The sequence below is a fragment of the Actinomadura logoneensis genome, assembly GCF_003428695.1.
Lineage (GTDB): Bacteria > Actinomycetota > Actinomycetes > Streptosporangiales > Streptosporangiaceae > Spirillospora > Spirillospora logoneensis.
This window is the reverse complement of the sequence record NZ_QURH01001050.1, coordinates 1-24,586: the sequence shown is the minus strand read 5'-3', so window position 1 is coordinate 24,586 and position 24,586 is coordinate 1. Positions and strand designations below refer to the sequence as shown.

Genomic DNA, 24,586 nt, shown 5'->3' with positions numbered 1-24,586 from the left:
GGCCGCGCGCGGCGGGCGGCGGCCTCGGCGATCGCGCCGGGCCGGGCGGCCCGGATCGCGACCAGCTCCGCGTGGCGTTCGGCGAACGTGCGGGTGTTCAAACCGTGCTCTCCTTGTCATGGGTTCCGTCGATCGCGTGGATCGCGTGGATCACGTCGGCGGCGTCGGCGGGGTCGGTGGCGTCCGTGGAGTCGGTCGCGGCGGTCGCGGCGAGCAGGCGTTCGACCTCGCCGGAGTCGGGCATCGCGTCCGCGCAGGCGAGCCGCGACGCGACGATCGCCCCGGCGGCGCCGGCGAAGCGGACGATCCGCTCGAGGTCCCAGCCGCGCAGCAGGCCGTGGCAGACGGCGCCGCCGAACGCGTCGCCGGCGCCGAGGCCGTTGACGACCTCGACCGGCGTCGGCGGGACCTCGACGAACCCGTCCGCCGACGCGGCGAGCGTGCCGCGCGGCCCCTGCTTGACGATCGCGACGGACACGCCCCGGTCCAGCAGCGCGCGGGCGGCGGCGCGCGGCTCGCGCTCGCCGACCGCGACCTCGCACTCGTCCAGGTTGCCGACCGCCACGGTGGTGTGCTCCAGGGCGCGGGCGACCAGGTCCCCGGCCTCCTCGGGGGACTCCCAGAACATCGGCCGCCAGTCCAGGTCCAGGACGGTCGTGCCCGGGTGGGCGGCGAGCGCGGCCAGCGTCGCCTCCCGGCTCGGCTCCTGGGACAGGCCGGTCACCGTCGCCCAGAAGATCCGGGCAGCGGCGATGGCGTCCAAGTCGAGCTCGTTTGGACGGATCTCCAGGTCGGGCGCCTTGGGGTGCCGGTAGAAATAGAGCGGGAAGTCGTCGGGCGGGAACACCTCGCAGAACGCCAGCGGCGTCGGCAGGCCGGGGACGGCGGTGACGAACCGGTCGTCCACCCCGTACTCGGCGAGCTTGCGGTGGACGAACCGGCCGAACGGGTCCGCGCCGGTCCGGGTGACCACCGCGGCGCGGTCGCCGTGCCGGGCCGCCGCGACCGCGACGTTGGTCGGGCTGCCGCCGAGGTACTTGCCGAACGACTCGACGTCCTCCAGCCGGACGCCCGACTGGAGCGGGTAGAGGTCCACGCTCACCCGCCCCATCGTGATGAGGTCGAAGGTCACGGCGTCCTCCCGAGGAAGGCCAGGCTCGTGCTCACGTCGCGGCGCGGCCCCGCGTCCGGTGCGGGCTCGGACTCCAGGATGGTGTCCTGTTCGAGGACGTACCAGCCCCCGTAGCCGGCGCCTTCGAGCGAGGCGACGATGCCCGCGATGTCGATGTCGCCCTGGCCGAGCGGACGGTAGATCCCGGCGCGGACCGCGTCCGTGTAGGTCGCGCGTCCGGCCTGGACGCCCTCGGCCAGCGCGGCGTCCACGTCCTTGAGGTGCACGTGGGAGATCCGCGCGGCGGCCGAACGGGCCAGCTCCAGCGGGTCGGTGCCGCCGATCAGCAGGTGCCCGGTGTCCAGGCAGAGCGGGACGTCCGATCCCGCCAGCACCCGGTCGACCTCCTCGCGCCGCTCGACGACCGTGCCGACGTGCGGATGGAGGGCCGCCCGGTGGCCGCGCTCGGCGGCGAGGGCCGCGGCGCGGTCGAGGTTGCGGAACAGGGCCGCCCAGTTCCCGGCGTCCAGGACGGGCCGCTCGTCATAGCCGTCCAGTCCGGTGACGGCGGCCAGCACGACCGTGGCGCCCGGATCGCCGAACGCGTCGAGCGCGCGCGCCAGCTCCGGCACCGGGTCGCGGTCCGGGTCGTGCAGGACGAGCGGGACGAACCCGCCGACGGGCGCCAGCCCGTGAAAGGCCAGCAGCGCGGACCGGTCGCGCGGATCGGCGGGCAGGAAGCCGTCCGGGCCGAACTCGGTCGCGCCGATCCCGAGGGCGCGCATCTCGGCCAGCACCCGTCCGGGCTCCATCTGGTGGCCCCAGCCGGGGACCTCGCAGACGCCCCAGGAGATGGGGGCGGCGGCGATCCGTCCGGCGGCGACCGGCCCTGCGGTGCCCTGTCCGGCGGCGCCCAGCTCGGCCGTGGTCTCGTTGCTCACCTGCGTACCTCCTCGATCGCGACGGTGCGCCTCTCGCGGCGGGAGATCCCGCATGCCTCGGCCACGTAGAGCGCTTCCAGACTCTCCTCGGGCGGGCACGGGCTCGCGGTGCCGCCCGCGACCATGCCGACGAAGGCGCGCAGCTCGGCCGCGTACGCCTCGGCGAACCGCTCCAGGAACCCGGCGTGCGGCGGGCCCGCGGGCCGGTAGCCGTCGCCGGCCGGGGACAGCGGGGTCCGGTCGTCCAGCCCGGCGACGACTCCGGCGCGCGAGCCGAGCACCTCCAGCCGCACGTCGTAGCCGGCGGCGTTGTACCGGGACGCGGAGACGACGGCGACCGCGCCGTCGTCGAGCGTGAGCAGCGCCGAGCCGGTGTCCACGTCGCCGGACGCGGCGAACGCCCCCGGCCCGTGGTTGGCGCCGGTCGCGGCCACCTCGGTGACGTCGCGTCCGGTGACGAACCGGACGGCGTCGAAGTCGTGGACCGAGCAGTCCCGGAAGAGGCCGCCGGAGGTCGGGATGTACTCGTCCGGCGGCGGGACGCGGTCGAGGGTCAGCGAGCGCACCGTGTGGACCCAGCCGAGGCGCCCGGAGGCCACCGCGTCGCGCGCGGCGACGTGGCCCGGGTCGAAGCGCCGCTGGAAGCCGACCTGCACCGGCACGTCGGACCCGCGCAGCGCGGCGAGGGTCCGGATCGTTCCGTCCAGGTCCGCGGCGAGCGGCTTCTCGACGAAGACCGGGAGCCCCGCCTCGACCGCCCTGATCACCAGTTCGGCGTGCGTGGACGTCGGCGTGGCGACGACCACGGCGTCCAGGCCGGCCGAGAACAGCCCGTCCACCCCGTCCGCGGCCTCGGCGCCGAGCTTGGCGGCGACCTCCCGGGCGCGCCCGGCGTCCGCGTCGGCGACGACGACCTCGTCGACCAGGCCGCCCAGCGTCTCCGCGTGCGCCGCTCCGATCCGTCCCGCCCCGGCCAGTCCGACCCTCATGTGACCGCGCCTTCCGTCCGCCGCATACGCGCCCTCCCCATGCCGTCGCCGGCGTCCGCGCCGACGTGACCGAGTCTCATGGAACGCTCCAAGGACTGTCAATAGTTTGTCGTGACATAAGGACGTTAAGTCAAAAGCGGTCGGTCCGCCATCCTTGTCGGACGCGAGGACCCACCGTGGCGCTCGACCGGGGGCGGCGCGGCCCCGCACTCCCCTGCTCACCATGACCCGGACGGCCTTCGCCGACAAGGGGACGCCGTGGAGTACGGCACCCACCTGTACCGGGCCGGCCACACGCGTTCTCGCACACGCTCGGGACAGACGGCCGGCGGCCAGGAATCCGCGGCGAGGGGTCACCGCAGCGGTCGCCGACCCGGGCGTCTCCCCGGGCCGGCGACCGCCGCGTCAGGTCAGCCGGTCAGCTGCGCCGCGCTGCTCGCGGTGCCGCCCTTCCGGGACTCGAAGGCCACGGTCAGCCAGCCGCTCGCGCCCGGCACCGTCACGCTCCGGGCGCCCGCCCGGCCGATGTCGACCTTCCTGGTCCCGAGCACCTTGCCGTCCCACACGTGGACGTACGCCGTGCCCGGTCCGGTCGCCAGCAGCTCGAAGGTGACCGAGCCGCCCGAGACCTTCGGCCGGCCCACGATCCGCGCGGTGTCGGACGCGGGCGCGGCGGACGTCGCCGCCAGCGGGACGCCCGTGCGCACCGCCTGGAGGATCGACTCCGGCGAGTTCACCGACGTGGCCGCGTCGGTCGGCATGACCGGCGGAGGCGGCGTGGTCGGCAGCCCCGACGGCGGGGTGTAGCCCGGCAGGGACGTGACGGCCCACCGGTACGGGTCGCCCTGCACGCCGCCCCAGGTGGACCAGCCGATACGGGTCTGACCGGTCTTGTCCTGCGTGTCGGAGTCGTAGACGAAGATGTTCAGGCCCATCCGCGCCGGGTCCACGGCGGTCGGCAGGTCCTTGAACGGGATCTTCGCCTCGATCGTGTAGCCGTCGTACGGCTCGTTCACGACCGACGCGACCTGCATGCCGGGAGCGGTCTCCGCGCCCGGGCCCTGGTGGGCGTCGGCGTCCCGCTCGAAGCAGGGCTTGCCGTCCGACATCCGCGGGAAGATGCCGGTCTTGAACGTGGTGGAGGTGTTCTCGGAGTCACCGCGCGGGTCGATCGCGATCTCGACCGAGTCCGACCGCCAGTGGCGCTTGCAGTCGTCCGCGCCGAGGACCGTGCCCTGCTTGTCGTCGCGCACCTTGACCAGCACGTTCAGCGCGTCGTCGGTCCAGGAGACCTTGCCGGTCGCCGAGCAGTCGGCGGCCGAGTCGCAGGCCGTCCCCTCCCACATGCGGGACAGGTCGATCTCCTGGCCCGGGTACTCGCCGGCCGACTCCTTGCCGTCGATCGCCGGAGCGGTCGTCGCCTTGGAGAGCTGCGCGGTCGGGACGAGTTCGAGCCCGCCCTTCTGCACGTCGGCCGCGCCGGACGAGGGGGTGGTGGTGACGGTGAGGTCGTAGTCGCCGCCGGAGCCGCCCTGGTTGGAGGTCGGCAGGGAGGCGTCGGTGTTGGTGACGGTGAACGTCGCCGCGCCCTTGGCACCGGCCGCGAGCGTGAACGGCTTGGACTCCGCGTCCGCGGAGAAGCCCTTCGGCAGGTCCAGCCGCACCGTGCCCGACTGCGCGGACGAGGTGGTGTTGGCCAGGTCGATCCGCACCTGGCGCGACGTGCCGGACGCGAGCGTGAGCACGCGCTTCATCCGGCCGGTGAGCGCGGGCACGCCGTTCCTGGCGGCCCAGGCGTCGAAGTCCGCGACGCGCGGCAGCGGCTCCTGCAGCCCGGTGACGGCCGGCCGGACCTCGACCATCGAGGAGGTCTGCCCCGAGGCCGCGCCCGCGGTGAGCGTCGCGGCGATCCGCACGCGGCCGGTCCTGGCGTCCGCCGGGGGCGTCACGGTGAACGCGGTGGTGCGTTCACCGTCCGAGAGCGTGCCGAGCGAACCCGAACCTGTCACGTTCCAACCCGGCGGCACCGTGAGCGCCGCCTTGGCGCCGTCCAGGGCGCGCGGGGACGAGGCGTGCGCGGTCACCGTGAAAGCGCGTCCGGGCGTCACCCCGAAGTCGCTGGTCAGGTAGAACCGGCTGCCGAGCGGAAGCCCGCCCTTGACGGGTTGAACCGCGCCCTCGAGCATCGCCGCCGGGTCGGTGTTGCCCAGCGTGAACGGCACACGGGAATGGATCTGCGTGAAGTAGTCGCAACCGATCTTGGCCGGGTCCGCCGGCGCGTCGGGGAAACCGCCCCAGCCCTGGCTCACGTAGGTCCGCTGCGCCTCGCGCTCGACCTGCGCCCAGGTCTTGCCGCCGTTGCGTGCGGAGGCACGGCCTCCCCACACGCCGTACGACAGCGTGGCCGGACTGGTCGTGGTCAGGTCGGCCGCGCAGGACGGGCCGGCGGGGCCGGACGCTCCGCCCGTGCCGAACAGCCGTCCGGGCGACCAGGTCCGCAGCTTCTCCTCGCTGAGCTGCGAGGGGAACGCCTTCGGGTCGGCCGCGGCGAAGTACGCCTCGGTCGCCAGGCGCGCGGCCTGCTGGTGGTTGCCGTGCTGCCCGGGCAGCGGCGCGGGCTCCATGGTCACGATGACCTTGGGCCGCGTCTGGCGCACCAGCCGCACGACCTTCGCCAGGGTCGCGTCGTGCCCCCAGGTGTCGTCGGTGAGCGGCGCGCTCACCGTGTAGAAGAAGTCGACCTTGTCGAGATAGTGGATGTCGGTGACGCCGGCCTTGCCGACCGCGCGGCGCTCCTCGCTCTCACGGAGCAGGCCGAGCGGCGGTCCTTCCTCGTTGCCTGCGGCGTTGCCGCCGCCCTCACCGCGGGTGACGGTGAGGACGCCGGTCCGCGCCTTGTCGAACTCGTTCCATTGGCCGAGGGTCGACAGCGTGCCGGCCTCGTCGTCGGGGTGGGCCCCGACGAACAGCACGTCCAGTCGCCCCTGGTCGGGCCGTTCCGGTGCGGCCTGGGCGGGCGCGCCGACCAGCGAGACCGCCGACGCGGCCAGGGCCGCGGACAGGACTGCGGGCAGGGTGAGTCTTCGCACAGCAGCTCTCCTCTTCGTTCCCTACTCCTTGATGGCCCCCGAGAGCATTCCTGCGATGAACTGTCGTTGCAGGAAGACATAGACGACGATGACGGGCGCCGCGATGATCAGCGCGCCCGCCATCAGCAGCGGGTAGTCGGTTTTGTGGGCGCCCTGGAAGAAGGACAGCCCGAGGGGCGCGGTGCGCAGCCCCTCGTCCGAGTTGACGATCACCAGCGGGAGCAGGAACTCGTTCCAGGTCCACATGCTGGTCAGCAGCACCATGGTGAGGATCGCCGGCTTGCCGACCGGGACCAGCACCCGCCAGAGCGTGGTCCAGCTGGACGCGCCGTCGATCCGGGCGGCCTCCAGCAGCGACGGCGGGACGCTGCGGAAGAAGGCGCGCATCCAGAACGTGCCGAACGCGACCGACATCGCCACCTGCGGCAGGATCAGCCCCGCGTAGCTGTTGTCCAGGCCGACCGACCGCAGGTCGAAGTACAGCGGCACCACGATGGTCTCGGTGGGGATGGTCAGCCCGGCCAGGAACAGCAGGAACAGCACCGAGGCGCCGCGGAACCGCATGGCGCCCAGCGCGTACCCCGCCATGATCGACAGGACCCCGGAGACGACCACCGTGACCGACGTGACGATCACGCTGTTGCGCAGGTAGGTGGCGAAGTGCCCGTCGTGCCACGCCGTGGCGAAGTTCCCGAACTCCACGTCCGGCAGTTGGAGGGCCTTCACCACCACACCGGCCATCGGGAACAGCGCGATGACGGCGAACAGCGTCAGGATCGCGTGGTTGAGGAACAGCTCCCGCCGCGAGGTCATGCGCCCTTCCCTTCCACCAGGCGGCCGATGGCGGCGGTGGCGGCGAACAGCAGCACCGCCATGGTGATGCCGATCGCGCAGCCGAGGCCGACCTCGCCGGTGTTGAACGTGCGGTTGTAGACCTCGTACGCGGGCACCTTGGTGGCGTTGCCCGGGCCTCCGCCGGTGGCCATGTAGATGAGGTCGAAGTTGCGGAGGGACATGGTCGTGGTCAGCGTCAGCGCCACCGCCAGCTCGCGCCGCAGGCCCGGCAGCGTGACCGCGAAGAACTCGCGGACCGGCCCGGCCCCGTCGATGCGCGCGGCCTCGTACAGCTCCCGCGGGATCCGCTGGACGCCCGCCATGAACAGCACGAACGCCAGACCGATCTCGACCCAGGTGCCGACCAGTCCCACCGCCGGCAGCGCGAAGGTGAAGTCCCCCAGCCAGCCGTGCCGCCAGTCGGGCAGCCCGGCGTCGTGCAGCCGGCCGAGGACGGTGTTGACCGGGCCGTCGGCGGAGTAGACCCACTGCCAGGCCACGGCCACCGCGACCATCGCGATGACCTGCGGCAGGAACAGCACCGTGCGGAAGAACGTCATGCCGCGGATCTTCGTCCGCGACATCGCGGCCACCAGGACGAACGCGATGCAGCACGGCAGGATCGAGTAGAAGACCACCAGGACCAGCAGGTGCCCGAACGAGCCGCGCAGCGCCGGATCGGTCCAGGTGGTGGTGTAGTTGGAGAATCCGGCCCAGGTCGCGCTGCCGAGCCCGTCCCAGTCGTAGAACGAGAACTGCACGCCGCGCACCAGCGGCCAGAGCAGGAACGCCCCGTACACCAGCAGCGCCGGCAGGATGTACAGCCAGCCGATGTTGCGGGCCTCGCCTGGGGCGCGGCCCTTCACCCGGCCTCCCGCGCTGCGTTCGGCGCGCCGTTCCGCGCGGCGTTCGGCACGGGTGCCGGGCGGCTTCTCCCCGGTTCTGCGGGACTTCTGCCGCGCGACGGTGGTCATGGGCGGACTCCTTGGCTCTGCCGATCGATATGGCCGATCGATGTGGCTCTGCCGATCGATCCTGGTCTCGCCGCCGGGGCGCCGGGACGGCCGCTTCCGGCGCTGGGCGCGCTGTCGGCGCTCCCGGCGTTCGGCCGTGCTCCGGCGCTTCGAGCGCTTCCGGCGTTCCGGCCGTTCACGGCGGTCCCGGCGGCGAGGCCGGCCGTTACTTCTTCTTCTGGAAGGCGGCGGCGTCGTCCTGCGCCGCCTTCATGACGTCCTGGGCGGACTTCTTGCCGGCGACCAGCTCCTGGAGCGGACCGCCGAACGCGTCGGTGAAGGTGGGGGTGGTGTAGTCGTTGTAGGGGGTCGTGCCGTCGTTCTTGCTCAGCTCGGCCCAGGCCGCCGACACGTCCTTCATCAGCGGCAGCGACGGCTGCTTGGTCGGCGCGGCGAGCACGGGCAGGTTCCCGGTCTCGACGGAGACGTCCATGGCCTCGGGCGAGGTGATGAAGTTGATGTAGGCCGCCGCCACGTCCGAGTGCTTGGACTTGGCGGTGATCGACCACGGCAGGCTCTCGCCGCCCAGGGTCGAGACGGGCTGACCCGCCTGGGCGGCCGGCGGCAGGACGAAGCCGACCTTGTCCTTCATGCGGTCGGCCAGGTCGGGCGCCCACCAGGTGCCGCCGAACATGAACACGCCCTCGCCCTTGGCGAAGTCGGCGGGGGTGTCGTCCCACTTGCGGGAGTTGGGGTCCTTGGTGAGGTAGCCCTGGCGGGACCAGTCGGCGAGTTTCTGCGCGGCCTGCACGTTCGGGCCGTCCGTCCAGGAACCGCCGCTGCCGAAGACGAGCTTGCGGACCGACTCCTTGTCGGCCAGGCCGTCCTGGAGGATGCCGTAGAGCTGCATCGCGGGCAGCTTCTCCAGGTTGTTGAACGCGATCGGGACCTCGCCCTTGCTCTTGGCGGTGGCGAGGGCCTGGTCGAACTCCGCCCACGTCCTGGGCGGCTGGACGCCGAGCTTGGCCAGCTTCTCCTTGTTGTAGTACATCCCGACGATCTCACCGTTCAGCGAGACGCCGTAGAGGTTGCCCGAGCCGATGAGCTTGCCGTCCGGGGTGACGCTGTTCAGGTCCATCAGGCCCTTCGGGTAGCGCTTCTTCCACCCGTAGACCTGGTCGTAGGAGTCCAGCGGGAGCAGCATCCCCGCCTTCACGTACTGGGCCATGTTCGCGTAGCCCTGGTTGGCCTCGACGACGTCCGGCGGGTTGCTGCCCGACAGCGCCAGCCGCAGCGTCTTCTGCAGGTCGTTGAACGACCGCGACACGCGGTTGATCTTGACGTTCGGGTACTTGGCCATGAACCGCTTGTTGAGCGTCTCGATCTGCTGCCGCTGCCCGCCCTGGACCTCCTGGTCCCAGACGGTGAGGGTGACGTCGCCGGCCTTGGCCACGTCGGTGCTGACGGCGCTCGGCGCCTTGTTCGCGGGCTTGTCGTTGGACGTGCCGGGAGCGCACGCGGCGGCGAGCGTCATCGCGAGGGCCGCGGCCGTCGCGACCGCCCCCCGCGTCAATCGTGTCGGCATTTCAGCGGCTCCTTCCTGTGCTGGTCGTTCTCTTCTGTGGTGCTGTTCTGTGGTGCTGTGTGTGCGGTGGTGCTGACTGTGCTGCGCTGATTGTGGCGCTTTGCCAGTTATGGTGCGTTGCGGGGGGGCGGGGGCGGGGTCGTGAGCGGGGATCAGGACGGCTGCGCGGGCTCCGCCCGGAGGGTGGGCTCGGCCCGGACGACGGTGTCGGACGCCATCTCGGGGAGGAAGTCCACGACGAAGGCGTACGGCTCGAGCGCGGTCTCGGGTATCTCCCCCGACTCGCCGAAGGCGGCGATCTCCCCCCAGCAGGGCGCGCCCAGCGACCCGCTGCGGTGCCGGACCGACAGGCCCGCGCAGAGGTTGGCGAACTTCAGCCGCTCGGGAAGGGGGAGGTCCGCCAGCGTCCCGAACACGAACCCGGCCCCGAAGACGTCGCCCGCGCCGGTGGCGTCCAGCGCCTCGACCGGCAGCGCCGTGGTCTCGGCGACCTCGCCCGTCCGGGAGTCGATCGCGATCGCGCCGTCCCCGCCGCGCTTCACCACGACCACCGGCACCCGTGCGGACAGCACGCGGGCGGCCTCCTCGGGCGTGCTCGTGCGCGTGTAGGCCATCGCCTCGACGGCGTTCGGCATGAACACGTCCACGTCCCGCAGCCGGTCGATCACCTCGCTCGACCAGGTCCCGGTCGCGTCCCAGCCGAGGTCGGCGAAGACCAGCGCGCCCGCGCGCCGCATCTCCTTCGCCCAGTCGGGGACGGGGCCGTCGATGTCGATGAAGCAGGCCCGCGCGTTCGGCGGGGCCTCGCCCGCGAAGCCCGCGGCGCCCTCGGGGACGGGCTTCTCGTAGGTGACCATGCTGCGATCGGAGTGGTAGGCCATCGACACCGTGACGGGCGTCGGCCATCCGGGCACCCGCCGCGACCAGGCGAGGTCGACGCCCTCCTGCTCGGAGAGCGTGCGCCACAGGTAGTTGCCGAACAGGTCGTCGCCGAACGGCGCGGCGAGGCCGACGCGCAGGCCGAGCCTGCTCATCGCCACCGCGATGTTGGCGATGCCGCCGGGCGCCGAGCCGAGCCCCTCGGTGTACAGCTCGGTGCCGGGCGGCGGCAGCCCGGGCAGCCCGGTGAAGATCATGTCCATGAAGACCTGGCCGCTCAGGAAGACGTCCAGGCCGGGCGCCTCCCCGGCGTCACGCCCGCCGTCCGCGCGGCGGAGCAGCGCGCCGCCGAGGTCGCGCTCGGCGCAGGGGTCCGCGAGCGACGGCTCGGGCGGACGGCCGGCGACCGCCTGCCCGGGGGTCTCCCCGGCGGACTCCGCCCGCATGGCCCCGTTCAGGATGTCTGCTGTCATGATGCCTCCTCTCGTGGGGGTCAGGTTGATGACAAGTTGACCGAATGTCAGGACAATGGCGGATCGTTGGCGGTTCCGGGGCGGCCCGGTCCCGGATGGTCAGAGGACGGCGGTCAGCAGCGACACGGCGGACTCCTGCCGGGAGATGTCCGCGCGGTCGAACGGTCCGGACCAGCTCAGTCCGTACCGGTCGTGCCCGTCGCTCCCGTGGGCGTACAGCGATGCCGCCTGCCGGCGCAGGTAGCCGCGGTAGGGACGACCGGGCAGCACCCGGTCGAGTTCGGCGAGGTTGCGGACGAAGATGCCCTTGAACGCCGCCTGGTCGGCGTTGCAGCTCCCGGCCGCCTCGCACGGCTCGGTGAGGATGCCGTCCGGAGACAGCCGCGGGCTGTTCACGACGGCGTCGGCGATGCGGCGCGCCTCGACCAGCAGGGACCGGTCGTGCGTCGCCTTGTAGAGCTCGCTGAGCCCGCCGAGGACGACGCCCTGGTTGTAGGTCCAGGTCGTCCCGCCGTTGTTGGCGCACCCGCCGGACTGCGTGGTCAGGCCGTCGTTGACGAGGTTCGCGTCGTTGATCATTCCGCTGCGCCGGAACCACGTCCACGCCTCGCGGGCGCGCGTGAGGTAAACGCGGTCTCCGGGGATGCGGTTGTGGAGGGATGCGAGCAGCGAGAAGTACAGCTCCACGCTGATCGCGTTCTTGTAGCTCCTGCCGGGGATGTCCCACCAGACGCCGCCGCCGCAGGTGTCGTCCCAGTACCGGCGGATGTAGTCGGCGTCGAGTTCGGCGATGCCGAGGTAGCGGCGGTCGCGGGTGAGGTCGTACATCCGGACCATGGCGAGGGCCCACCAGCCGGTGTCGTCGGTGGAGTCGGCGCGGAACTCGCCGCCGCCCTCCGGCCACCAGGGCAGGGGCGCGCGCTGCCGGGCGACGGTGTTCTCCGCCGCGGCCATGAGACGGCGGTCGCCGGTCCTGTCCATGTAGTCGAGCAGGGCCTGGAGGGCGTTGCCGGACTGCCACCACGGGGCCTCGGGGTCCCAGCGGCCCGACTCCCGGTCGTAGAAGCGCATCATCGCGTCCACGGCCGCGCCCGCCCGCGCCCGGTCCGCGCGCCGGGAGTCGCGGCGCGCGGAGGCGTGGGCCGGGGCGGTTCCGGCGAGCAGCGCCATCACGAGCCCCGCGGCCAGCACGCCGAGCATCCGGGGCCCACCGAGGGTCCGGGCCCTGCCGAGCGCCCGGGACCTGCCGAGCGCCCGGGACCTGCCGAGAGCTCGGGGCCTGCCGAGCAGCCGCGGCCTACATCGTCCGGTCACGTGGTCGGCTCCTTCGCGAAGACCGCGGCCACCTCGGGGATGCGGTCGATGTAGCCGTCCAGCAGCCGGCGTCCCACGGCGGCCGAGTCGACGAGGGGGTGCAGCGCGAACGCCTTGGCGGCGTCGGCGCGCGAGCCGTTCCGCGCGGCGCTGATGATCAGCCGCTCGACGGCCTTGACCTGCTGCATGAGCCCGGTCTGGTGCAGGTCGGGCTGGGCGAGCGACAGCGGGTGGACGCCGTTCGCGTCGACCATGACCGGCACCTCGACGACCGCGTCGCCGGGCAGCGCCGCGACGGTCGACCCGTTGCCGACGTTGAGGATCATCTGGGCGCGCTCGTTGCGGCTGATCGCGTTCATCACGCTCAGCGCGACCCCGGCGTAGCCCTGGTCGACCGGGTCGACGCCGGAGTGGTCCTCCAGCTCGTCGCCGGCGCTCGCGCCCTTCACCTCGGCCATGTAGCTGGCGCTGCGCGAGGCCACGGTCTCGCGCCACATCTCCAGGGCGGCGCCGCCGGACGCGCCGGCGATCCGCTCGTAGAACGCGGCCTGCTGCCTGGCCAGGTACTCGCCGCGCGTCTGCGGCGCGTCCAGGGTGGCGCGCACCGCCTCCCGGTTGAAGTAGTAGTAGTACAGGTACTCGTTCGGGATGGCGCCGAGGTCGCGCAGCCACTCCGTCCCGAAGACCACACCCTCCTCCAGCGACCCGAGCACCGCGTCGTCGGCGAGCAGGGCGGGCATGATGTCGACGCCGTCGTGCAGGATCCGGCGCATCCAGCCGAGGTGGTTCAGTCCCACGTAGTCGAGCTGGAGCCGGCCGGGGTCGAGGCCGAGCGCCGCGGCGACGCGCGTGCCGAGACCGGACGGGGTGTCGCAGATCCCCATCACCCGGTCGCCGAGCACGTCCCGCATCGCCTCGGTGATCATCCCCGCGGGGTTGGTGAAGTTGATGACGTAGGCGTCCGGCGCCAGCGCCTTCACCCGCCGCGCGATGTCGAGCATCACCGGGATCGTGCGCAGCCCGTAGGCCAGGCCGCCGGGGCCGGTGGTCTCCTGGCCGAGCACGTCCAGGTCGAGCGCGACCCGCTCGTCGCAGACCCGCCCGGCGAGCCCGCCGACCCGGATCGCGGCGAAGACGAAGTCCGCGCCCTCCAGGGCCTGGTCGAGCCCGGTGCTGGTGTGCACCTTAGGCGCGTCCGGCGCGCCTTCGGCGAGCGTCGCGAGCACGGCCGCCATGCCCTCCAGGCGTCCGGCGTCGGAGTCCTGGAGCCAGACCTCGTCGATGCGCGGTTCGCCCTGGTCGCGCAGCAGCGCCTGGTACACGTACGGCACCCGGAACCCACCGCCGCCGAGAATGGCCAGCTTCATGCGATGATCACCTTTCCACCCGCCTGGCGGCAGAGCTCGAGAGTCTGGGGATCGGCACCGGCGGTCGTGACGAGCGTGTCGAGCTGGTCGAGGGAGCACACGCGCAGCGAACCGGTGCCGGGGAACTTGCTCTCGGACGCCACCAGGACGACCCGGTCGGCGGCCTCGATCATCGCCCGCTTGATCTGGGTCTCCACCTCCATGTCGTCCACGACGTGGCCGTTGGAGCGCACCCCGGTGCAGCTGAGGAAGACCAGGTCGGCGCTGACCTGGCGGAGCGCGGACTCGGCGAGCGACCCGACGAGCGAGAGGTAGTTGCGCCGGACGACGCCGCCCACCAGCACCAGCCGGACGGCGGGGTCGTCGCGCAGCTCGTCGAACACCGCCAGGTTGGCGGTGATGACGGTGACCGGCCGGCCGCGCAGGTGCCGGGCGATGAGCCGGGTGCTGGTGCCGATGTCGAGCACGACGACCATGTCGTCCTCGACGAGCTCGGCGGCACGGCGGGCCACCGCCTCCTTGCCCTCGCTGTCGCGCTCGGCCGAGGCGGCGAAGGAGATCTCCAGCGCCGCCTGCTGCGGCGAGGGCGCGGCCCCGCCGTAGGTCCGCACGAGCTCGCCGTTGCGGTCCAGCACGTCGAGATCACGGCGGATCGTCGACTCGCTCACCTTGAGGCTCTCGGCCAGCTCCCGGACCGACGCCGCCCCCTTCGTGCGGACCGACGAAACGATCTGCGCACGGCGCTTGCTCGATGTCACGCAGGTGAACGTAACACCGCTGCGTGATGTCAGTCACCACCTGGGAAGAAGTTGCTCAAAACCCGGTCATCGACCCTTCTGACGTGCGAAGACTCTGTCAAAACCGCACTGGAGTCAGGCGCCCGCGTCAACTTTGGGAACGTTCCAGGACACCCGCTGGTCACGCTGCCGCAAGAGATCGTCCGGCAAGGCCGCCCGCCCGGATGCCCCTGTCAGCAAAGATCGTCAGAACGCGCCCGAACCCCACCCGAAGTCAAGGCCCGCGAGGCGGCGTCAGTTGCCGACTCACCTTGAGAAAAGCCGCTCGAACACGCGCAACGAGCCCCGGATGTCCCCGTCCCGCATGCGTCCGTGCACGGTTCGCGCGCGCATCCCTGCATGGTGTCTGCCCGTGTCCCTCTACGACGCTTGCGTGCGCGCCTGCACGACTTCTGGCACACGGGCACCCGACGGGTGGGCGGCGCAGGGAATGGCAGGGCCGGGCTCGGAGATCCGCGACCGGACGGCCCGCAGATCGCATCCGCGGTCGCGCGGGTCTGGGGGCGGTGATGTGTGTAGGGCGGGCGGGACTCGAACCCGCGACCCAGGGATTATGAGTCCCCTGCTCTGACCGGCTGAGCTACCGCCCCCGGAGCGCCCCTTGACGGTGGTGGTCCTGGGGGCGTGCCGGGGTCAGCTTAGCGGGGGAAGGCGCGGGGCGGCCACTGTAGTCCTCTCGGGGGGTGCCGGATCATCCCTGCTACCGAGTGACGTGCCCGGTGAGCGGTCGGTAGGGTCCGGGCTATGTCCAAGGTTGTTCGGCGGTTCGTGGTCGTGGTGCTCGCCCTGCTCGTGGTCGGGGGATGCAAGGGGGGCGGCTCCAAGGAGGAGACCGCGCACTTCGACGCCGGGCAGGTGGTGAGGCAGGCGTCCGAGGCCATGGGGAAGGTGAGCAGCGTCGGGGTGACGCTGCGGACGCAGGGCGACTCGGGCCTGCTGGTGCGCGGCGGCGACCTGAGGCTGCTGCGGAACGGGGACGGCGAGGGCACCGTCCAGGTGTCGCAGTCCGGCGCCGTGGGTGAGATGAAGCTGGTCGCGCTCGGCGACGCGGTGTACATCAAGGGGATGACCGGCAAGGACTGGCGGAAGGTGCCGAAGGTCCTCGCCGGGACGGTGTACGACACCTCGGCCGTCCTCGACCCGGACCGGGGCGTCGCCAAGATGCTCGCCTCGCTCAAGGACCCGAAGGCGCAGGCCGAGGAGAACGTGGCCGGCAAGGACTGCTACCGGGTCGGCGGGACGCTGCCCCAGGCGTCCATCGGCAAGATCGTGCCCGGGATCGACGGCGACGTGGCCGGGCAGCTGTGGATCGACAAGGCGTCGCACCGGCTCGTCCGGGTGAAGGGGAACCTCGCCAAGGGCGCGGCGGCGACCATCGACTTCACCGAGTACGACCGGCCCTACAAGATCAGCGCACCGCAGTGACCGTGACGGCAGAGGCCCCGGCGCGCCCGGACGCGCGGCGGCGGCGCACCGCGATCGGCGTGGGCGCGGCGGTGGTGCTGCTGGCCTCGCTCGACGCCTACGTCATCTCGACCGTCCTGGTCCCGATCGTGACCGACCTGCGCGTGCCGGTGAACCGGCTGGAGCGGGTCACGCCGGTGATCACCGGGTTCCTGCTCGGCTACGTCGCGGCGATGCCGCTGCTCGGCCAGGTCTCGGACCGGTTCGGGCGGCGGGCCGTCCTGCAGGGGTGCCTGCTGCTGTTCGCGCTCGGGTCGCTGGTCACGGCGGTCGCCGGGGAGTGGCCCGCGCATCTGGAGGGCTCGGAGGCGGTCTGGGCGCTGACGGCCGGACGCGTCGTGCAGGGCGTCGCGGGCGGCGCGCTGCTGCCGGTGACGATGGCCCTCGCCGGCGACCTGTGGCCGGAGCGGAACCGGTCGGTCGTGCTCGGCGCGGTCGGCGCGGCGCAGGAGCTCGGCAGCGTGCTCGGCCCGCTGTACGGCGTCGGGATCGCGGCGGCTCTGGGCTGGCGGGCGATCTTCTGGATCAACGTGCCGCTGACCGCGGTCGCGATGGTCGCGGTCCACCTCTCGGTCCCCGGCGGACGGCCGCGGGAGCGGGCGCGGGGCGTGGACGCGGTCGGCGGGGCCCTGCTGGCGCTCGGGCTCGGGCTGCTGGTCGTGGGGCTGTACAACCCCGATCCGCAGCGGTCGGCGCTGCCGCCGTGGGGATGGGCGCTGCTCCCGGCGGGCGTGGCGGCGCTGGTCGCGTTCGTCCTGTGGGAGGTCCGGGCGCGCACGCGCCTGTTCGACCTGTCCGGGGTGCGGCGCGGGCCGCTGCTGGCGACGCTCGGCGTGAGCCTGCTGTCCGGGGCGGCGCTGATGGTGACGCTCGTGGACGTCGTGCTGATGGCGCGCACGCTCCTCGGCAAGGACGACGTGGGCGGCGCGCTGCTGCTGACGCGGTTCCTGGTGGCGCTGCCGGTCGCGGCGGTGCTCGGCGGGTGGCTGGCGCACCGGTTCGGCGAGCGGTGGCCGGCGGTCGCCGGGATGCTGCTCTCGGCGGCCGGGTTCGCGCTGGTCGCGACCTGGCCGATGGACGTCGCGGACGCGTCGTACGGCCCCCTCCCCCGCGTGGACGCCGACCTGGTCGTGACCGGGCTCGGCCTCGGCCTGGTGATCGCGCCGGTGTCGTCGGCGGCGCTGCGGTTCGTCCCGGCCGCGCGGCACGGCGTGGCGTCGGCGGCGGTGGTCGTGGCGCGGATGATGGGGATGCTGCTCGGGATCGCCGCGCTGTCGGGGTGGGGCTTCTACCGGTTCGGGGCGCTGACCGCGCACCTGGAGATGCCGCTGCCGTTCGACGAGGGCTTCAGCAGGAAGTTCGCGGCGTACAAGGCCGCCCTGAAGGCCGCGCTGCACACCGAGTACACGGAGATCTTCTGGATCACGGCGGGGCTGTGCGCGCTCGGCGCGCTCCTCGCGCTCCTCATCCGCCCGGCGCGCGCCTCCGCCGCCGCCTCGGATTCCGCCACGGACAGCGACTTCTCCTCCGAGTGAACTGAGTCACACTTCCGTGCGTCCCAACGGGTGGTCGCGTGGCGCGATACCGCCGCCGTCGGACGCCGGCAACGCCACCGTCATCCGTCGGAAACGTCACGGCCACCGGGGCCGATCTCTTGACACGGTGATCGTCGCGGGGCAGCCTGACGCCAGGCCGCCCGAGTGACCGCTTGGTCACCAGCGACCGCGTCCGCGCACCGTGGGGAGACGTGATGGACCTTCTCGTGGAGTCCCGGCCCGGCACGACCGTCCGGTCCCGGCTGACCGCGCGCGGGCTGCGGCTGACGGTCGGTCCGCTGCTGTCGGTGTGGCCGCTGAACCGGCACGGGCTGCGCCCGGCGGTCGCGATCGACCTGGCCGCGCCGCTGGCGCTGCCGACGCCGCGCTGGGCGGAGGTCGAGCCCGTCGCGTCCGGCGGCGTCCGGGCCGAATGGGTGCGCGCGCCGCACGCCGCGCCCGACCGGGCGGTGCTGTACTTCCACGGCGGCGGCTTCTTCTCCTGCGGGCTGCGGACGCACCGCCGGATGATCGCGCGGATCGCGGCGGCGTCCGGCGCGCCGGTCCTGTCCGTCGCCTACCGGCAGCTTCCGGAGGTGCCGCTCGCGGTGTCGGTCGAGGACGCCGTGGGCGCCTACCGGTGGCTGCTCGACCAGGGGTACTCGGCCGACCGGATCGCGGTCGCGGGCGACTCGGCGGGCGGGTTCCTGGCGTTCGCCGCGACCCTGCGCGCGATGGCCGAGGGGCTGCCGCGTCCGGCCGCGCTGGTCGCGCTCGCGCCGCTCACCGACCTGGACCACACCGCCAAGGTCGCGCACGCCAACGCCCGCCTGGACGCCTACCTGCCCGCCCGCCGGGTGCGGCGGCTGGCGGCGCTGCTCACCGAGGGCGCGGTGCCGCTCGACCCGGCCGTGTCACCGGTGAACGCCGACCTGGCCGGGCTGCCGCCGACGCTCATCCAGGTCAGTTCCAGCGAGATGCTGCTGCCGGACGCCGAGCTGATGGCCGAACGCCTCACCGCCGCCGGCGTCCCGTGCCGCCTACAGGTCTGGGAGAACCAGGTGCACGTGTTCCAGGTGTTCGCCGACCTCGTCCCGGAGGGCCTGGCGGCGCTGCACGAGGTGGGCGCGTTCGTCAGCGAGCACACCGCGCCCCGCGCCGCGCCGTCGGGCTCCCGCCGTCCCGGCACCGCCGCCGCCTGACCCCGGAGCGGACGACCGCCTGCCCCTTGAACGGACGGCCGCCGGACGCGTCCCTCAGCGTCACCGGACGCGACCCTCAGCGCCGCCGGACGCGACCCGCGACGGCACCGCGCGCCGACCTGCGGTGTCACCGGACGCGACCGGCAGCGGCCATCCGGCGGGCGGGCGGACGCGATTGGACGCGACCCCAGCGGGAAACCTTCAACGCACCTTCGGCAGCGCAACACTGTGAGGCGACGGTGCATCACATGTCCGGGCTCGACGCCAGCTTCTACCTTCTGGAAGACGAGAACACGCCGCTGCACGTGGCGTCGGTGGTCGTGTTCGAGGGTCCCGCGCCGTCCTACGGGGACCTGATCCGGCAGATCGTGGCGCGGCTGCCGCTCGTGCCGCGCTACCGGCAGCGCGTCCGGAGCGTGCCGCTGCACCTCGGACGTCCCGTGTGGGCGGACGATCCGCACTTCAACATCCTGTACCACGTGCGGCACACGGCCGTCCCCGCGCCCGGGACCGACGAGCAGCTGCGCAACCTGGCCGGCCGGGTGCTCGGGCAGCGCCTCGACCGGGACAAGCCGCTCTGGGAGATCTGGCTGGTGGAGGGCCTGGCCGAGGGCCGCTGGGCGCTGATCGCCAAGGTCCACCACTGCATGGTGGACGGCGTCGCCGGGATGGACCTGGCGACCGTGATGTTCGACCTGTCCCCCGACTACCGTCCGCCGGACGACCCGCAGCCGTGGTCGCCCGCCCCGGAGCCGTCCACGCTGGAGCTGCTCGCCGAGGCGGCGCGGCGCGCGGTCACCCAGCCCGTCCAGCAGGGCATGGACGTCGCGCGCGGGCTCGGCCTCACGCGCGGGCTCGCCGCACTCCGCGACCTCGCCACACCCGAGACGCTGCGCGCGCTGACCGCCGGACCCGACCCGGCGGAACCCGGACTTCCGGCCGCGGAGCCCGCGACGTCCCGCGAACCGGCCGGGCCCACGGGTCCGGGCGCGCGGCGGGAGACGGGAGCGGTCCGGCGGTTGGGGGCGTTCGCGCTCGGCGCGGGGCGGGCGACGGCGCGGTTCACGCGGCCCGCGGCGGCGTCGCTGAACGGCCCGATCGGCCCGCACCGCCGCTGGTACTGGCAGACGGTCCCGCTGGACGAGGCGAAGGCGGTGAAGCGCTCCCTCGGCGGGACGGTCAACGACGTGGTGCTCGCCGCCGTGACGGCAGGGTACCGGGACCTGCTGAACGCGCGCGGCGTGCTCACGCCCGACACCGTCGTCCGGTCGGCGGTCCCGGTCTCGGTGCGCGAGCCGGGCGGGCGCGGGGTGATGGACAACCGCGTCGCGGCGGTGTTCGTGAACCTGCCCGTGGGCGTGGACGACCCGCTCGAACGGCTGCGCCGCATCCGGACCCAGACCGACGACGTGAAGCGCAGCGAGCAGGCGGCGGGCACCCGGACGCTGACCCGGCTCACCGACGCCGCCGTCGCGCCCGCGCTGCTGTCGCTCGCCGCGCGCGTGCCGGTGCGGCTGCGGCAGGGCCTGGTCCAGACCGTGACGACGAACGTGCCCGGACCCGACTTCCCGCTGTACGTGATGGGCCGCCGCCTGCTCGAACTGCACCCGTACGTCCCGCTGACCGGCGGCATCCGGGTCGCGACGGCGGTGATCAGCTACTGCGGCACGCTGTACTTCGGCATCACCGCCGACTTCGACGCGATGCCCGACCTGGAGACGTACGCGAAGGGCGCCTCCGCCGGGGTCGCCGAGCTGCTCGCCCTGGCATGACCGTATCCGGACATGCCGTAACTCCTCGAAGTCAGAAAGGATCAACCGGGTGGTGGCCCGCTGGGAACGGGGTGCAGGCTGGGCCGGAGGGGACGCCGTGCCCCTAACGGACCTCCCCAAAACGTTTCGACCCTGTGCCCGCGACCGCACTCCGGAATATCCTGGAAAAGGATGGCCGACGGCCTCTCACCGGGTCCTCCCGGGGAGGTGACGACGATGAGCTGGTTCAGTCCGGGAGCGCCGCGCCGCGCCGCCGCGGACGGTGACGCGAGGTGGACGGCCGGCACGTGGACGTGCCGGTGCGCGCGCCGGGCGGGCCTGCTGCCGAGCGAGCTGCGCCGCCCGGTCGACCGCCTGCAGCGCGCCGTGGCGTTCGTCCTGCTCGCGCTCGCGCTGGTCGCCGTCCCGCTCGCCGCCGTGACGTGCGCGCGCTGGTCGTACCGGTCCGGGATGAACGCCGAGCGCGCCGAGCACGCCGCCCGCTACCGCGCGGTCGCGACCGCCGAGGCGGTCGGCGTCGGCTCGACCGGCGACCGGTACGCCCACCAGGCGTTGCGCGCCCACTGGACGGCCCCGGACGGCAGCACCCGCGTCGGCGTGCTGACCGGCTGGAAGGACGCCCGCGCGGGGTCGCGGCACACCATCTGGACCGATGTCACGGGCCGGGCGGTGACGCCGCCGCGCCCGCACGGCCGGACGGTCACCGACGCCGGATACGCCGGGGCGGGCGCGGCCCTGGTCGTCGTGCTCCCGTTCCTCGGCGTCTACCTGCTCGTCCGCCGCCGCTGCGACCGCCACCGCGACGCCCTCTGGGACGCCGCCTGGGCCCGCATGGACACCGACGCGGGCCACAACCGCCCGTCCTGACCGGCCCGTCCTGACCGCCGCGTCCCTGACGCGCCGTCCTGACCCGCCGTGTCCCTGACGCGCCGTCCTGACCCGACGCGCCCTGACCGCCCGTTCCAACCCGCCGTCCCGGATACCGGGCGCGGCTCTCCCCGCCGTCAGAACTCGGGCGACCAGGCGGGTGAGGGCGGGCGGCCCCCGGCCTCACCGGCCTCCCCCGCGTCCGTGCCGGGACCGGCCAGGATGCGGACGACGATGCGGTCGAGCGCGGCGAGGTCGTCCGGCGGCAGTTCGTACATCGCGGGCGGCGGGGTCCCGAGGATGCGCTCCGCCTCGGCCGCCGCCGCCAGCCCCGCCTCGGTCGCCCGGACGAGCTTGGACCGCCGGTCGGACGGGTTGGGGATGCGCTCGACGAGGCCGCGCCCGGTCAGGTCGTCCACCACGAGGGTCGTGTAGGGGCGGTCGGTGAGCAGGTCGCTCGCGAGGTCGCGCAGGGCGACCGGCCCGCGCGCGACGCGGCGCAGCGCCTTGATCCGGAAGAAGCTCATGCCGAGCGCCTCGGTCACCTGCCGCCGCCGGTCGCCGTGCGTGTTGAGGAGTTCGCGCAGGTGGCTCCAGGTGCGCCGGGCCGGGTCGTCCGCGGCGTCCCCGCCGGACACTCCGGGCTCACCGGGCTCACGGGGCAGGCCGGAACCCGGCACGTCCGGGTCCGGTGCGTGCGGGGCGGGCGGGTCGCTGGTCATGGGGTGTTCACCGGGCTCCTGGCCGTGTCGGTCGCGGTGAGTTCGGCGGCGCGCAGCGCGGTGCGGGCGGCGCGACGTCCGGTGGTGATGGTACCGAGGACCAGCACGGCCGCCGCGCATCCCGCCATGATCCAGTACGCGGGCCGGGCGGCCTCGACGAACCCCGCGCTCGCGACGGCCCCGCGTCCCGCGCCCGCGCCGCCGTGCGAGGCGGACGCGCCCGCGACGCCGACGACCGCGCCGAAGACCGCGACGCCGAGGGCCTGGCCGATCTGCCGGCTGGTGGACGCGACGGCGGCGGCGACCCCGGCCTGGGCGCGCGGCATCCCGGACACGGCGGTGTTGGTGATCGGCGAGTTCACCATGCCGAAGCCGAACCCGAACAGCGCGTAGGCGGCGAACAGGGTGGCGTCGCGGGTCTCGCCGTCGAAGACGGCGAACAGCAGCGCGCTGGCCAGCATCGTCACCCCGGCGAGCTGGAGCGGCAGGCGGGGGCCGCGCGATCCGGTGAGCCGTCCGGACAGCGGCGCGACGACGCCGGTCACCGCGGCCATCGGCAGCAGGTACAGCCCGGCGTGCAGCGCGCTCAGCCCGCGGACGCTCTGCAGGTAGATCGAGTTCAGGAACAGGAACCCGGCGAGCGCGGAGAACGCGCCGATCGCGATGAGCGTCGCGCCGGAGAACGGCATGCTGCGGAAGAACCGGACGTCGATGAGCGGTTCGTCCGCCCGCAGCGCGTGCGCGACGAACAGGGCGAGCGCGACGGCGGCGACCGCCGCGCAGCCGAGCACGATCCCGGACGTCCAGCCGAGCGCGGCCCCCTCGATGATCGCGTAGGTCAGCGTGCCGAGCGTCACGATCATCAGGAGCTGCCCGACCGGGTCGGGGCGGCGCGGGCGCGGCGCGCGCGACTCGGGGACGAAGACCTGGGTGAGGACGAGCGCGGCGAGCCCGATCGGCAGGTTCAGCCAGAAGATCGAGCGCCAGCCGACCGAGTCCACCAGGACGCCGCCGACCAGCGGCCCGGCCGCCATGCTGATCCCGACGACCCCGCCCCACACGCCGATCGCGCGGGCCCGCTCGCGCGGTTCGGTGAACGTGTTGGTGATGATCGACATGGCGACGGGGTTGAGCATGGACCCGCCGACCGCCTGCACCACCCGCGCCGCGATGAGCCAGCCGAGGCCGGGCGCGAGGCTGCACAGCAGCGATCCGACGCTGAACAGCGCGAGTCCGGCCTGGAACACCCGGCGGCGGCCGAGCCGGTCCGCGGTGGAGCCGGAGGTGATCATCAGCCCGGCGAGGACGATCAGGTAGGCGTCGATCGTCCACTGGAGCCCGGACATGGACGCGTGGAAGTCCCGCTGCATCGCGGGGATCGCGACGTTGAGGACGGTGTTGTCGAGGCTGACGATCAGCAGGCTCATGCAGCAGATCGCCAGCACGAGCAGCCGCCCGCGGCGGCCTGTCTCCGGCACCCGGACCCCCAGAGAAGAATGGTTGTATCTGTATAACCGTTGTAACGGTACAACCATCCTTCGGACCGGGACAGGCCACTTTCGCGTGACGTGCCCGACATTCCCGACCGCGCCGCGCTCGCCCCGCTCCCGAGATCGGCGGGCTCCCCGGCTACACCGCCGGGACCGTCCGCGCGGCCGGGGCCGCCGGGACGACCAGCGGCGTGCCGGTCTCCGGATCGTCGATGACCCGGCAGCGCAGTCCGAAGACCTCCGCGACGCGGTCGGCGGTGACGACCTCGGCGGGCGGGCCCTCGGCGACGATCCGGCCGTCCCGCATGGCGATGAGGTGGGTGGCGTACCGCGCGGCCTGGTTCAGGTCGTGCAGGACGGCGACGACCGTGCGCCCCTCGGCGTGCAGGCGCGCGCACAGGTCGAGCACCTCGATCTGGTGCGCGATGTCGAGGAAGGTGGTCGGCTCGTCCAGGAGCAGCAGCGACGTCTGCTGGGCGAGTGCCATCGCGATCCACACCCGCTGCCGCTGCCCGCCCGACAGCTCGTCCACGCCGCGGGACGCCAGCGCCGCGCAGCCCGTCGCCTCCAGGGACTCCGCGACGACGCGCTCGTCCTCGCGCGTCCACTGCCGCAGCAGGCCCTGGTGCGGGTACCGGCCGCGCGCGACCAGGTCGGAGACGGTGATGCCCTCGGGCGTGACCGACGACTGCGGCAGCAGGCCGAGCGTCCGGGCCAGCTTGCGGGCGGGCCAGGACGCGATCCGCTCGCCGTCGAGCGTGACCGTCCCGGCGGACGGGCGCAGGACGCGGGCGAGGGCGCGCAGCAGCGTCGACTTCCCGCACGCGTTCGGCCCGACGACGACGGTGAACGAGCGGTCGGGCACGGCCACGTCCAGGTCGCGGACGACGACGCGCCGGTCGTAGGCCAGCGTGAGGCCCGACGCCGCGAGCCGCGCGGCCTCGGGGTCGACGGCCTCGCGGCCGATGGACGTGGGGGCGGCGCTGGAGGTCACAGGCGTCCTGCCTTTCGTTCGGTGCCGAGGAGCCGGATGAGGTAGCCGCCGCCGAGGAGTCCGGTGACGACGCCGACGGGGAGCTGGTGGCCGGGGACCAGGCGCTGTCCGGCGAGGTCGGCGGCGGCGAGGAGCGCGGCGCCGAGGCAGGCGGCGGGCAGGGCGTTCGGGCCGGTCGCGCGGGTCAGGCGGCGGGCGAGCTGCGGCG

The 24,586-nt window shown here is 73.5% G+C and carries 20 protein-coding genes and 1 tRNA gene; 5 read left to right on the top strand and 16 right to left on the bottom strand.

What is annotated here, in order from left to right; all coding sequences use genetic code 11:
* Positions 1–97: 97 nt before the first annotated feature.
* The 12 genes from iolC to DZF91_RS38090 form a co-directional block, all read right to left on the bottom strand.
* Positions 98–1,132: a 5-dehydro-2-deoxygluconokinase gene (gene iolC / locus DZF91_RS38145; protein ID WP_268916013.1), complete on the bottom strand. Its 1,035-nt coding sequence runs from the start codon at positions 1,130–1,132 to the stop codon at positions 98–100.
* A complete protein-coding gene (locus DZF91_RS38140; protein ID WP_235834861.1) occupies positions 1,129–2,052 on the bottom strand; it encodes a TIM barrel protein in 924 nt (307 codons plus the stop codon). Before DZF91_RS38140 ends, iolC begins: the two co-directional genes overlap by 4 nt.
* A complete protein-coding gene (locus DZF91_RS38135) occupies positions 2,049–3,041 on the bottom strand; it encodes a Gfo/Idh/MocA family protein (protein ID WP_117361888.1) in 993 nt (330 codons plus the stop codon). Before DZF91_RS38135 ends, DZF91_RS38140 begins: the two co-directional genes overlap by 4 nt.
* Positions 3,042–3,451: 410 nt before the next feature.
* Entirely contained in the window at positions 3,452–6,130 is a 2,679-nt protein-coding gene (locus DZF91_RS38130) for a sugar-binding protein (protein ID WP_117361887.1), read from the bottom strand.
* Between the two features lie 21 nt (positions 6,131–6,151).
* Positions 6,152–6,943: a carbohydrate ABC transporter permease gene (locus DZF91_RS38125; RefSeq protein ID WP_117361886.1), complete on the bottom strand. Its 792-nt coding sequence runs from the start codon at positions 6,941–6,943 to the stop codon at positions 6,152–6,154.
* A complete protein-coding gene (locus DZF91_RS38120; RefSeq protein WP_117361885.1) occupies positions 6,940–7,938 on the bottom strand; it encodes a carbohydrate ABC transporter permease in 999 nt (332 codons plus the stop codon). The genes DZF91_RS38125 and DZF91_RS38120 overlap by 4 nt, the downstream gene beginning before the upstream one ends.
* 205 nt (positions 7,939–8,143) lie before the next feature.
* On the bottom strand, positions 8,144–9,502 hold the full coding sequence (locus DZF91_RS38115) for an extracellular solute-binding protein (protein ID WP_117361884.1): 1,359 nt from the start codon (positions 9,500–9,502) through the stop codon (positions 8,144–8,146).
* Between the two features lie 152 nt (positions 9,503–9,654).
* Positions 9,655–10,854 carry a carbohydrate kinase family protein gene (locus DZF91_RS38110; protein ID WP_235834860.1) on the bottom strand — a complete coding sequence of 400 codons (1,200 nt, stop codon included), beginning with the start codon at positions 10,852–10,854 and terminating at the stop codon, positions 9,655–9,657.
* Between the two features lie 99 nt (positions 10,855–10,953).
* Positions 10,954–12,168: a glycoside hydrolase family 76 protein gene (locus DZF91_RS38105; protein WP_199487177.1), complete on the bottom strand. Its 1,215-nt coding sequence runs from the start codon at positions 12,166–12,168 to the stop codon at positions 10,954–10,956.
* A complete protein-coding gene (locus DZF91_RS38100) occupies positions 12,165–13,535 on the bottom strand; it encodes a 6-phospho-beta-glucosidase (protein ID WP_117361881.1) in 1,371 nt (456 codons plus the stop codon). Before DZF91_RS38100 ends, DZF91_RS38105 begins: the two co-directional genes overlap by 4 nt.
* The gene (locus DZF91_RS38095; RefSeq protein ID WP_117361880.1) at positions 13,532–14,293 is read right to left on the bottom strand and encodes a DeoR/GlpR family DNA-binding transcription regulator; all 762 of its coding nucleotides are present in this window, start codon (positions 14,291–14,293) and stop codon (positions 13,532–13,534) included. Before DZF91_RS38095 ends, DZF91_RS38100 begins: the two co-directional genes overlap by 4 nt.
* 555 nt (positions 14,294–14,848) lie before the next feature.
* Positions 14,849–14,922, bottom strand: a tRNA-Ile gene (locus DZF91_RS38090).
* A 154-nt stretch (positions 14,923–15,076) separates the two neighbouring features.
* Here DZF91_RS38090 and DZF91_RS38085 point away from each other — a divergent pair.
* The 5 genes from DZF91_RS38085 (at position 15,077) to DZF91_RS38065 (ending at position 21,172) form a co-directional block, all read left to right on the top strand.
* Positions 15,077–15,757 carry an LppX_LprAFG lipoprotein gene (locus DZF91_RS38085; RefSeq protein ID WP_117361879.1) on the top strand — a complete coding sequence of 227 codons (681 nt, stop codon included), beginning with the start codon at positions 15,077–15,079 and terminating at the stop codon, positions 15,755–15,757.
* 2 nt (positions 15,758–15,759) lie between these two features.
* On the top strand, positions 15,760–17,331 hold the full coding sequence (locus DZF91_RS38080) for an MFS transporter (protein WP_117361891.1): 1,572 nt from the start codon (positions 15,760–15,762) through the stop codon (positions 17,329–17,331).
* A gap of 215 nt (positions 17,332–17,546) precedes the next feature.
* Positions 17,547–18,533: an alpha/beta hydrolase gene (locus DZF91_RS38075; RefSeq protein WP_117361878.1), complete on the top strand. Its 987-nt coding sequence runs from the start codon at positions 17,547–17,549 to the stop codon at positions 18,531–18,533.
* Between the two features lie 248 nt (positions 18,534–18,781).
* Complete coding sequence (locus DZF91_RS42535; RefSeq protein WP_235834859.1) at positions 18,782–20,305, top strand: wax ester/triacylglycerol synthase domain-containing protein; 1,524 nt, start codon at positions 18,782–18,784, stop codon at positions 20,303–20,305.
* A 216-nt stretch (positions 20,306–20,521) separates the two neighbouring features.
* A complete protein-coding gene (locus DZF91_RS38065) occupies positions 20,522–21,172 on the top strand; it encodes an Rv1733c family protein (RefSeq protein WP_147341572.1) in 651 nt (216 codons plus the stop codon).
* Positions 21,173–21,309: 137 nt separating this feature from the next.
* Here the strand turns inward: DZF91_RS38065 and DZF91_RS38060 are convergent, their stop codons facing one another.
* From DZF91_RS38060 to DZF91_RS38045, 4 genes are all read right to left on the bottom strand, one after another.
* Complete coding sequence (locus DZF91_RS38060; protein WP_117361876.1) at positions 21,310–21,894, bottom strand: MarR family winged helix-turn-helix transcriptional regulator; 585 nt, start codon at positions 21,892–21,894, stop codon at positions 21,310–21,312.
* Positions 21,891–23,372 (bottom strand): MFS transporter, encoded by a 1,482-nt coding sequence (locus DZF91_RS38055; RefSeq protein WP_117361875.1) that lies wholly within the window; start codon positions 23,370–23,372, stop codon positions 21,891–21,893. The genes DZF91_RS38060 and DZF91_RS38055 overlap by 4 nt, the downstream gene beginning before the upstream one ends.
* A 151-nt stretch (positions 23,373–23,523) precedes the next feature.
* A complete protein-coding gene (locus DZF91_RS38050) occupies positions 23,524–24,378 on the bottom strand; it encodes an ABC transporter ATP-binding protein (RefSeq protein ID WP_117361874.1) in 855 nt (284 codons plus the stop codon).
* The coding region (locus tag DZF91_RS38045) for an iron chelate uptake ABC transporter family permease subunit (RefSeq protein WP_147341571.1) at positions 24,375–24,586 on the bottom strand (212 nt) is incomplete at its 5' end. The genes DZF91_RS38045 and DZF91_RS38050, both read right to left, overlap by 4 nt.

Bases quoted from the DNA above. Each gene is read 5' to 3' on its own strand.
- DZF91_RS38100 (WP_117361881.1), bottom strand. From the start codon at position 13,535: ATGAAGCTGGCCATTCTCGGCGGCGGTGGGTTCCGGGTGCCGTACGTG.
- DZF91_RS38075 (WP_117361878.1), top strand. From the start codon at position 17,547: ATGGACCTTCTCGTGGAGTCCCGGCCCGGCACGACCGTCCGGTCCCGG.
- DZF91_RS38110 (WP_235834860.1), bottom strand. From the start codon at position 10,854: ATGACAGCAGACATCCTGAACGGGGCCATGCGGGCGGAGTCCGCCGGG.
- DZF91_RS38085 (WP_117361879.1), top strand. From the start codon at position 15,077: ATGTCCAAGGTTGTTCGGCGGTTCGTGGTCGTGGTGCTCGCCCTGCTC.
- DZF91_RS38120 (WP_117361885.1), bottom strand. From the start codon at position 7,938: ATGACCACCGTCGCGCGGCAGAAGTCCCGCAGAACCGGGGAGAAGCCG.
- DZF91_RS38060 (WP_117361876.1), bottom strand. From the start codon at position 21,894: ATGACCAGCGACCCGCCCGCCCCGCACGCACCGGACCCGGACGTGCCG.
- DZF91_RS38135 (WP_117361888.1), bottom strand. From the start codon at position 3,041: ATGAGGGTCGGACTGGCCGGGGCGGGACGGATCGGAGCGGCGCACGCG.
- DZF91_RS42535 (WP_235834859.1), top strand. From the start codon at position 18,782: ATGTCCGGGCTCGACGCCAGCTTCTACCTTCTGGAAGACGAGAACACG.
- DZF91_RS38065 (WP_147341572.1), top strand. From the start codon at position 20,522: ATGAGCTGGTTCAGTCCGGGAGCGCCGCGCCGCGCCGCCGCGGACGGT.
- DZF91_RS38115 (WP_117361884.1), bottom strand. From the start codon at position 9,502: ATGCCGACACGATTGACGCGGGGGGCGGTCGCGACGGCCGCGGCCCTC.
- DZF91_RS38125 (WP_117361886.1), bottom strand. From the start codon at position 6,943: ATGACCTCGCGGCGGGAGCTGTTCCTCAACCACGCGATCCTGACGCTG.